Source organism: Streptomyces sp. NPDC050121, from assembly GCF_044460385.1.
Taxonomy (GTDB): Bacteria; Actinomycetota; Actinomycetes; order Streptomycetales; family Streptomycetaceae; genus Streptomyces; species Streptomyces soliscabiei.
In genome coordinates this window covers 1-8,504 of sequence record NZ_JBITJV010000088.1, presented here as the reverse complement: position 1 = coordinate 8,504, position 8,504 = coordinate 1, and the positions used below count along the sequence as shown (strand labels likewise).

Annotated in this window: 9 protein-coding genes and 2 pseudogenes; 4 read left to right on the top strand and 7 right to left on the bottom strand. The window is 64.3% G+C overall.

Going from position 1 to position 8,504, the window contains the following annotated elements; genetic code table 11:
• Positions 1–96 precede the first annotated feature (96 nt).
• From istB to ACIBTS_RS48890, 4 genes and pseudogenes are all read left to right on the top strand, one after another.
• Positions 97–870, top strand: a complete 774-nt coding sequence (istB, locus tag ACIBTS_RS48905) for an IS21-like element helper ATPase IstB (protein ID WP_399328414.1) — start codon at positions 97–99, stop codon at positions 868–870.
• A 26-nt stretch (positions 871–896) separates the two neighbouring features.
• Positions 897–1,493 (top strand): hypothetical protein, encoded by a 597-nt coding sequence (locus tag ACIBTS_RS48900; RefSeq protein WP_399328412.1) that lies wholly within the window; start codon positions 897–899, stop codon positions 1,491–1,493.
• 341 nt (positions 1,494–1,834) lie between these two features.
• Positions 1,835–2,050, top strand: coding sequence for a transposase family protein (locus ACIBTS_RS48895; protein ID WP_399328409.1), 216 nt, complete (start codon positions 1,835–1,837; stop codon positions 2,048–2,050).
• An 85-nt stretch (positions 2,051–2,135) separates the two neighbouring features.
• Positions 2,136–2,381, top strand: a pseudogene (locus ACIBTS_RS48890) (transposase family protein); the annotation flags it as partial.
• A gap of 74 nt (positions 2,382–2,455) precedes the next feature.
• On the opposite strand, the gene ACIBTS_RS48885 reads toward ACIBTS_RS48890, so the two are convergent.
• From ACIBTS_RS48885 to ACIBTS_RS48855, 7 genes and pseudogenes are all read right to left on the bottom strand, one after another.
• Positions 2,456–3,103 carry a hypothetical protein gene (locus tag ACIBTS_RS48885; RefSeq protein WP_399328407.1) on the bottom strand — a complete coding sequence of 216 codons (648 nt, stop codon included), beginning with the start codon at positions 3,101–3,103 and terminating at the stop codon, positions 2,456–2,458.
• A gap of 222 nt (positions 3,104–3,325) precedes the next feature.
• The gene (locus ACIBTS_RS48880; RefSeq protein WP_399328405.1) at positions 3,326–4,342 is read right to left on the bottom strand and encodes an NAD-dependent epimerase/dehydratase family protein; all 1,017 of its coding nucleotides are present in this window, start codon (positions 4,340–4,342) and stop codon (positions 3,326–3,328) included.
• The gene (locus ACIBTS_RS48875) at positions 4,339–4,785 is read right to left on the bottom strand and encodes a type II toxin-antitoxin system RatA family toxin (RefSeq protein WP_399328403.1); all 447 of its coding nucleotides are present in this window, start codon (positions 4,783–4,785) and stop codon (positions 4,339–4,341) included. The genes ACIBTS_RS48880 and ACIBTS_RS48875 overlap by 4 nt, the downstream gene beginning before the upstream one ends.
• A gap of 42 nt (positions 4,786–4,827) precedes the next feature.
• Positions 4,828–5,997, bottom strand: a complete 1,170-nt coding sequence (locus tag ACIBTS_RS48870) for an acyl-CoA dehydrogenase family protein (protein ID WP_399328401.1) — start codon at positions 5,995–5,997, stop codon at positions 4,828–4,830.
• Between the two features lie 381 nt (positions 5,998–6,378).
• A complete protein-coding gene (locus tag ACIBTS_RS48865; protein WP_399328399.1) occupies positions 6,379–6,939 on the bottom strand; it encodes a hypothetical protein in 561 nt (186 codons plus the stop codon).
• The gene (locus ACIBTS_RS48860) at positions 6,936–7,976 is read right to left on the bottom strand and encodes a hypothetical protein (protein ID WP_399328397.1); all 1,041 of its coding nucleotides are present in this window, start codon (positions 7,974–7,976) and stop codon (positions 6,936–6,938) included. The genes ACIBTS_RS48865 and ACIBTS_RS48860 overlap by 4 nt, the downstream gene beginning before the upstream one ends.
• 346 nt (positions 7,977–8,322) lie before the next feature.
• Positions 8,323–8,504: pseudogene (locus ACIBTS_RS48855) on the bottom strand (hypothetical protein); the annotation flags it as partial.

Sequence of the window (8,504 nt, the reverse complement as noted above, 5' to 3'; positions counted from 1 at the left end):
GGCCCCACTGGATCAAGATCCAGTGGGGCCTACAGGTTGGCGCCCAACCGCAGCGGCAATGTCGCCGTCATCGTCAAAACGAACGTCGAGCAACACTTGAGCGAGCTGGTTTCCACCCGCATCCGAAACACGGCCGGCAAGCTGGGCCTGCCGCACCTGGCCGAGGCCCTTACTCAGTACGCTCAGCGGGCTGACGAGGCCAAGATGGGCTACCTCGACTTCATCGACCTGGTCCTCTCCGAAGAACTCGCCGTCCGTGAGGACCGCCGATTCCGCACCGGTCTGCGGATCTCGAAGCTGCCGCACCACAAGACACTGGACGACTACGACTTCTCGTTCCAGCCTGAGCTCGACCCTCGCAAGGTCAAGGACCTCGCCACATTGTCGTTCGTCGAGACCAAGGCCAACGCGGCCCTGCTCGGGCCGCCGGGAGTGGGCAAGACGCATATCGCCGTCGCTCTCGCGGTCGCGGCCTGCCGGGCTGGGTACTCGATCTACTTCACCAGCCTCGACGACATGGTCCGCAACCTCAAGGCCGCCGAGGCCACCGGGCGACTGACCAGCAAGCTCGGCAGCTACCTGCGGCCTGCTGTTCTCGTGGTCGACGAGGTCGGCTACCAGCCCCTCGAGCGCGCGGAGGCCAACCTGGTCTTCCAAGTCATCTCAAAGCGCTACGAAAAGGGCTCGATCATCCTGACTTCGGACAAGACCTTCGGCGAGTGGGGACAGGTGTTCGGCGACGAGGTCCTGGCCACCGCCATCCTCGACCGCCTCCTGCACCACTGCGATGTGATCTCCATCAACGGCCCCAGCTACCGGCTCAAGAACCGGCTCGCTGCCATCGAGCGAGACCAGGAAAGCACAGCCTAATAGTTCATGTGGTCGACAATGAGCGCATGGACGTCCCTGAGCTGCTCGAATCAGCTTCTCTGCTTGTTCCGGAAGAGACCGCCACCGAGAACGACATCACGGTGCGAGACATCTGGGACTACCTCGCCCACGACGAGTGGGAGATCGCCCTGGGCCTGCTGGAGGAACTTGGGGACGGTCGCTCGCTCCCGCTGGCGTTTTGGGAGAAGCTCGCCGACGCGGCTGAGCAGCTTCGGCTTGAGCGGAGCGCGGCCTGGAGCCATTGGCGATGCTCCGAGATTCGTCACGGCGTAATCCGGGCGGATCTGACGCTCCGTCCTGCCGCTGAGGCGCGACGCACTACGGCAATCTCTGGCGCCGGTGTTCTGCGACCCATGTGGGACATCGGTCATCTCTCGCCCACCGGTGGACGTGCGGTCAGCATCGCCTCGCTTTGGGTTGAGGACATGCCCTATCTGGAGCCCGGCGGGCGAGCCACGGTTCGACTCGTGCCCCTAACTCCCTCCCACTGGACGCACCTCCAGCCCGGCCAGCAGATCGCCATGCACGAGGACCGAACCGTGGCCGGCACCGCAGTCATCCTGGAGGTTCATCGCCCTGCCACCGCCATGCCCGCGGGATGACGTGACTTGCTCACGGCCTCCCTGCTGGTGCACGTATCTCCGTACTTGGTGGAGCACTCACAGGAGTACGCCGACAATACGGACCCTGCGGCGCACCGGCACGGCGAACCGGGGGAACTACTCCGGCAAGCACAAGTGTCATGGCCTGCTGGTGATCGGGCTCACCGACGACCGGGGCCGCCTGCTGTGGGCCTCGGCGGCCCGCCCTGGACGATCCTCGGAGATCACCGCCTGCCGTCAATGACCAGCTCACCGCGAAACTGCGGGCGGCCGGGCTCGGCGCCATCGCCGACCTGGGCTTCGTCGGCCTCGACGACAGCGGCCCGGACGCCGACCCGGCCGTGATCACCGGCTACAAGGCCGCCCGCAACCGGCCCCTGACCCGAGGGCAGAAACTGTCCAACAAGGCGCTGGCCGCCGTCCGGGCGCCGGTCGAGCACGGCTTCGCCCACCTGAAGAACTGGCGGGTCCTCGGCAAGGTCCGCACCGACCCGAAGTGGGCGACCGCCCTGGTGAGGGCTCTGCTGGTTCTGACGAACCGCGAAGTCTCCCGCTGACCGACGATCTACACCGAAGTGACCTGATCGGACTGCCCTGACCAGCAACACCACATGATCACCCGGACTTTGAATCAGCCCTGCCATCCTGGCCGACCTCGCCTACCGGGGCGGCGGCCCCTGGCTGACCACGGGCATAAAACGCAAGCCCCTGCAGGAACTCACCTTCACCGAGAAGACCCTGAACCGTGCCCTGGCCGCGGCGCGAGCACCGGTCGAACGCGGCGTCGCTCGCCTGAAGTCCTGGCGGATCTTCCGCAGATCCCGATGCAGTCCCAACCGCATGACGTCAATCGCCAAGCCCATCCTCACCCTGGAGCGGCAACGCTGAAGAAGCTCATTCAGGATGAAGGAGGCTCATTGAGGGACCCACCAAGGACAACCGGAAACCAAAATCCAGCCCTCTCAGGCAAGATACTTGTAGATGCGAGGATCATGTATGGCGGACCATGAGCGGATTCGATCAACGATCATATTTGCCGTATCCGCTGCAGGCAATGCCGAAGAAAGTCGCACCGACTTGTAATGAAGTGCGGCATCAAGCTCTGGCCCGTATATGGCGGCAAACCTCCGAATGAGATCTTCGCCGCCGACTCGGATGGCCCTGTCACCTTTCCGGCGTGCGACAATTCTCTCATAGGCGACCTCGGCCTCGCATTCCAGGTGGATAGAGAGGTCCGGAGCCGGCAGCGCCCGGTACACCTGAAGAAGCTGCTCCTTGTTCTTCGCTCCGTCCAAGAGGGAAGCGGCCAGCCACCGCCGTATGTAATTATCCACCATCACAATCTCTCCATTGAATCCGGAAGAAAGAAGGGAGGAATGTGCGTATTGGAACATTTCAACGGCTTTGGAAAGCTCGACCGCGTCCCGATCGAAAACCGCATCCCATGAATTGTGGCCGAGCTGGACCGCAATATTGTTGAGAATCCTTCGTCCGGTGCTATAAAAAGACCTCCGGTATACATGCAGTCCATGCTCCTGCATGAGGCGCGAGACCATTTCCATCTGGGTTGTCTTTCCGGAGCCGTCGACTCCGCTGATCTCGATAATCACGACAGAACCTCCCTAATGCAATTTTTCAACGCGGAAAGTGGTGGGCGGTCGACTCGAATAATTCGCCTGGTAGTGCAACAGCCGGGAAGCATTCGGCGGCAGGTGTAAGCCCGACTGTGGCGTTCCGGCTATCCCCTGATCAGAGATGCGAGATCTCTGATCACCTGAACGGAAATGTCATTCTCCCCGGTTGGCAGGGGGTTTAGGGAAAGATGGAAGCAGCTAGGCGCGCCAAGGGCGGGGGACACGACGGGCGAAGCTCGGGTGAGTCTCGGCCCAGCGGATGATCGACTTGTAGAGTACATCCTGTGTGTTGGGAACCTGGTGGGTGACGTCGAACGGTTCGGTCACCGAAAGATAGCCCTGATAGGCGCGGAAGGCGGTGACTCTTACTAGCTGTGCACGGTCCAGGTATTCCTTGGCAAATGGTAGGTAGAAGCGGTTCCACCGCTGGGTCGTCACATACGGCAGCCTGTCCAGCAGAGGCACATCATGCTTGGCTCGCCAATCGTTGAGAGCTTCCAGGACAGTGTCGAATGCCTCACTGACGCGTTGAGCCCCGTCGCCCCTGCCGAGGATGGACAGTCGGTGTTCGTCCGGTGCGCCGGAGTCGAGCAGCCGAATCACGTGGTCAGCGACATCGTCGGTGCTGACCATGTCGAGGAGGCCCTTCTCCTCAGCGACGAGCGCGGGTACGGCGCCGTTGCACATTGCGGCCGGCAGCCAGAAGAAGCCGCTGAAGCGGTCGAGCGTGCCATCTGTCCGGGAGCCCATGACGATCGGGAAACGGACGATGTCGGCGCTGTCCCGTTCGGAGTGGACGATGCGCTCGGCGTGTGCCTTGGACCACTCGTAGGAGTTGCGGTAGGCGTCTATGCACGGCGAGGAGATGTCACCTTGAAGGCCGGTTACAAAGGATGAGGAGAGGTGGACGAAGTGGGTGTCCGGGCCGGCTAGCGCAAGCAGCGCGCGCAGCGGGACGACGTTGGCGTCCTCGGCCTCCTCGTCCGATAGATTCCAGCGTGTGTCGGCCGCGCAGTGTACGACGGCGTCCCAGGAGCCGCGCAGTTCCGACGGCGGCTCCTGCGTGCCGATGTGCCAGGCGGAGAGGTCCCGTCCCTCGCCTCCGCGGCGGCTAACGCCGTGCGGGGTGTGGCCGACCGCTCGCAGCGCGCGCATGACCGCGCTGCCGACGGCTCCGGTGGCGCCGGTGACCAGGACTCGGGCGGGCGTGGTCATGCGACCGCCGCGATCCGTCGCTCGATGGCCTGAAGCATGTGCTCGGCGTTCTCCCGCAGGGCCTTGGTGGCGACCGGGTTAAGCATGTCGGCGAGGAGCGGGATGCCTATCTCGAAGTCGACGCAGAAGGCGACAACCGAGGTGCCCTCACCGGTGTCTTCGACTTTCCAGTGCCCGCTGAACAGATCGAGATCCCCGGACACCTGGTCGAAGGACATGACTCTTGTGTCGTGATCGAGGACGTCCGTCTCGAGCCACTCCAGGACCGAGCCCTTGAGCAGGACCGACCACGCGCTGGTGCGGACCCCGGTGTCGCTCTCACTGACTACCGTGACCGACTCGACGTTCGCCATGTAGGCGGCGTAGTCCTCAAGGCGGGTGACGGCTGCCCAGGTCTCCGCCGCTGGGGCGTTGATGGGCAGGTTGACTTCAACATGCGGCATGATGGTGTGTCTCCTTGTCGCTCACAGCTGGGGGGGCTGGGGTCAACCCGCCGGGTCGAAGGTGATCTCGCGTCCCGTGCAGAAGCTTCCGACGACTTCGTCGCAGACCAGGAGGGACGGTGGGTGGTGGTGGGCGGCGAGCGAGTCGAGCGCGAGACCGGCTGCCTCCTGACCGCGCCCGTAGAGGCGACTGCCGACGACGGGTGTGATGGCGGACAGCACCCGGTCGCGGCTGTCGCTGAGGGTGGCGCGTAGGCCCACTGCGGCGGCCATGGCCGCTTCTCCTCCGATGGTGCCCGTGTCAATGTCTGCGGCGAGTTGGCGGCAGGCGCTGCCGAGGACCAGCAGTTCACGGGTGGCGCGACCGAGTAGGGCAGTGCGCTGTCCGAAAAGCCCGGAGGCACTCTGCCCTCGGTACGCCGAGTCAAGAAGACCGCTGAGAACGCCGTGGTAAGTGGCGGTCAGAAGCACCGAGAACCAGGCCATGCCGACAGTGACGTTCTCGTCGATAACGTCGGCGGGTCCTCGGTGGAAGACAAGCCGGTCGTCGACCTCCACGTCCCGCAGTACAAGTCTGGCGGTATCCGACTCCCGCATGCCGAGCGAGGGCCACTCTCCTTCGGCGTCCAGCCCCGGTGAGGAACTCGGGACCAGGGCGAGGATGGTTTCGTCGGTGTCGGTGACGCGTGCGGTCAGACAGACGAGGGTAGCGGTGGTGGCCAACGAGCACGGATACTTCACGCCGCTGACGCGGTAGCCCTTATCTATCGGTACGGCATCGGAGTGGCTGGCCATGAAGTTGGGGCTGCCACCGGGCTCGGCGAAGGCGGACGCCACGAGGGCGCCGGAGCGCGCGATGCCCTCCAGGAGCATCCATGTGGTGTCGCGGTGCCGCTTCCAGTAGTCGACCATCAGCCCGACGGTGAAGGCATGCATGTTCAGAGCGACCGCTGCGGAGGGGTCGATCCGGCCGAGTGCACGCTGTGCAGCGGCCACCTCGACCAGGTTCGCACCAGCGCCGCCGAAGTCCTCAGGAATCGGCAGTGCGGCGTACCCGCCGGCAGCAAGTTCCCTGATGCGTTCGGGGCCGGTGGCCTCTTCACGGGGTTGGGCTGGCGTCCACGCCGTGCTCCATCCCGCATCCAACAGTTTCCGGTGTGGCAGCAAGCCGTCCTCAAGTTGTACTGGCGCTCGCCTGGCAGCGGTGCCCATGGTTCTCCCTTCACCGGTTACGGGGGCGGCCGGTCCGGTTCTCCACTGCCCGGTGCGACGTGACAGTTCGTCTCAAGGCAGCATGGACGGATCAGTTCAATGAGTGCTTCTTTATAAGGAACACGGGAACGCACCGGCGCAGCCCCGTCAGTCGCGACGGGCTTCCGGCCCCGCCCCAGCAGAGTGAAGAACTCGTCACTCTGCTGGGGCGCCGGGAAGGCGGGTCTGCCGGGTCCTGGCGTGAGCGAAGTACGCTTCCGAAGAATCGCTGACCATCACGCGGCCCTCAGAGAGACTCGTTTCAGGCCAGCGTAGTACCGGTGCCATGGCGACGCCGTACCGAATCCGCGCACGGAGAGAGCTGGTGCCCCGGTTCGTGCTTCAGTCGGCGCTGCGCGTCCAGTAGTCCGGCAACAGCGAAGGCAAGCCGACCCGGTCCATCAATGGCTGCCAGGTACGGGCGAGTTTGAAGCCCTTTATCATGCCGTTGCCGGAGCGGACGTCGGGCAGCGGTGCCTGATAGCCGAGTAGGCTCTCGGTTTCCGCGAAATGGTCCCTCAGCCGATCCAGCCACTGCTCGGCACGGTCTCCAGTAGCGTCCAAGCCCTCTGCGGCGAGTACCAGAGCAGCCTCCGACTCCTCTGTGGACAGGCCGGCGAACGGGTCGAAGGCGGCCTCATCGTGGGCGTAGATCAGCTCGCCCTCCGTGCGTAGACCGCGGATGGACAGAGACAACTGGAGCAGGTCGTATGCCATGAGGACGGCGACCTCGCTCTGTTTCGCGGCGACAGCGCCTTCGACATCCTCCAGGCGGGCTCGGCAGCCCAGCAGGAGACGGACAGCACCATGGCCGCGGAAGGCGAGCAGTCGACGCAGGTCGACCGGTGCACCTCCGGCACCAGGGGCCGACTCGTCGGTCGCGGTCGTGGGTGGATGCGTCACGCGTGAACCTCCGAAGACGGGTGGGCGACCCCGAGCCACACCATGTTGTGTACGAAGAGCGGCAACAGATCTTCGGGGGGAAGAGCGTCGGCCGGTCCCGACCAGATGACGTCGTCGCTCACGCCTTCAGGCAAGCCGAGCCGCCGGACCTCCATGGCGCGAAGCTGCCAGCGATCCACAACCGTACGGTCGTCGAGTTCCATGGTCCCCGTCCCGCTGGCCCACCGCAGCACGGTGTGCAGCGGTGCGGCAGGGCCAACGAGCCTTGTCACGGTATCCAGGCAGAAGGGGACCCGTTCGCATGGTTCGGCGGGCGTGAGGATGGTGCGGAGCAGTTCCAGGTTCTCGACGTCGCCAAGCTCCTTGAGCTTCTCCCCCACCCATTTGGCGGCGAAGTACAGTTGACCGCCTTCAGCGGCACGAGCATTGAGAGCAGCAACGACCGCCTCTCGCGCCCGTACTCCAGCCGTCACCGGCTTGGCCTTGAGCAACCAGCGAGCGGCCTGCGCAAGCCGATGGGCCTCCACCGCCCACCACTCGCGCAACACGTCCTGCAGCCAAGGCTGTCGAAGCCCCACATGCCACTCGTCCCAGGGATCGACAACGGTGAGCGGCAGTCCGAGAGCTATACGTGAAACGGTGTTAAGAGTGCGGCGCCTGTGACTCCAGGCGTCCTCGGTAACAGTCTCAAAGCGTGGCCAGGGTGCGGCGGTCAGTGCGAGCGCGCTGTCACGGACAGTGCTCGCCCGACGAAAGCCGATGTCAATCAGCGCGCCGTGCTCGTGAGACTGAACGGGAAAACGCTTGAGGTTCTCGTTTTCCACAAGCACGAGAAGATCGAGATCGCTACGCACATTGCCGAAACCCGCGAGTACCGAACCTGCTACTACCACAAGAGCTGGTGTTCCCATGCTCTGGTCGGCCTCTTTGAGCACGGTATCCCTGCTCAGGCCTCTCGGGTCAAGGAAGGCGGCGAGACGCCTGTCGAGAACGTCCGGCCCAGGGAACGCCACTGCACCCAAGGAAGTTGTCTCCATGCTTCGGTGCACCTTTCGGATAGGGACGGCGACGTCGGCCACACTGTGACAAGCGCGCAGATGGGGCTCAAGGTCGGTTCCGGTAGCCGGAACACCGCTTCTCAGTGATGTGCCCCCGGGGCTAGCCTGTGTGAGGTCGTGATCATTCTCGGGTTCTGATCCCGTGCGGGCGTGGGACCTGGTACGACGCTGGGTGTGAAACGTACGCAACTCACCGACGATTCAGTGAGCTTCTTCGATGTGGCCACCGATCGGGTGACGGTCCGTGAAGCGCAACGAGCGAAGCCCCCGGGCTGTTGATCGAGATGAGCTTGTTCCGCTTTGACGGACACCATCGGTGTGGTGGTCAGGCTGCGAGTGCGGTCTCGTATTCGGCGGGACTGCGATAGCCGAGGCTGCTGTGCAGACGGTGCAAGTTGTACCAGCCTGCGACGACCCTGTTGCCCAATTCGAGTGAAGCCAGCGTGATCACGGGGCATGCGGCGTCCGGGGCCATGAGCGTGTTGGGCGACGGTCTCAAGGGCACGA

What these genes read in the sequence shown, in the direction of transcription:
- ACIBTS_RS48900 (WP_399328412.1), top strand. Translation starts at nt 897, where the DNA reads ATGGACGTCCCTGAGCTGCTCGAATCAGCTTCTCTGCTTGTTCCGGAA.
- ACIBTS_RS48880 (WP_399328405.1), bottom strand. Translation starts at nt 4,342, where the DNA reads ATGACCACGCCCGCCCGAGTCCTGGTCACCGGCGCCACCGGAGCCGTC.
- ACIBTS_RS48875 (WP_399328403.1), bottom strand. Translation starts at nt 4,785, where the DNA reads ATGCCGCATGTTGAAGTCAACCTGCCCATCAACGCCCCAGCGGCGGAG.
- ACIBTS_RS48870 (WP_399328401.1), bottom strand. Translation starts at nt 5,997, where the DNA reads ATGGGCACCGCTGCCAGGCGAGCGCCAGTACAACTTGAGGACGGCTTG.
- ACIBTS_RS48860 (WP_399328397.1), bottom strand. Translation starts at nt 7,976, where the DNA reads ATGGAGACAACTTCCTTGGGTGCAGTGGCGTTCCCTGGGCCGGACGTT.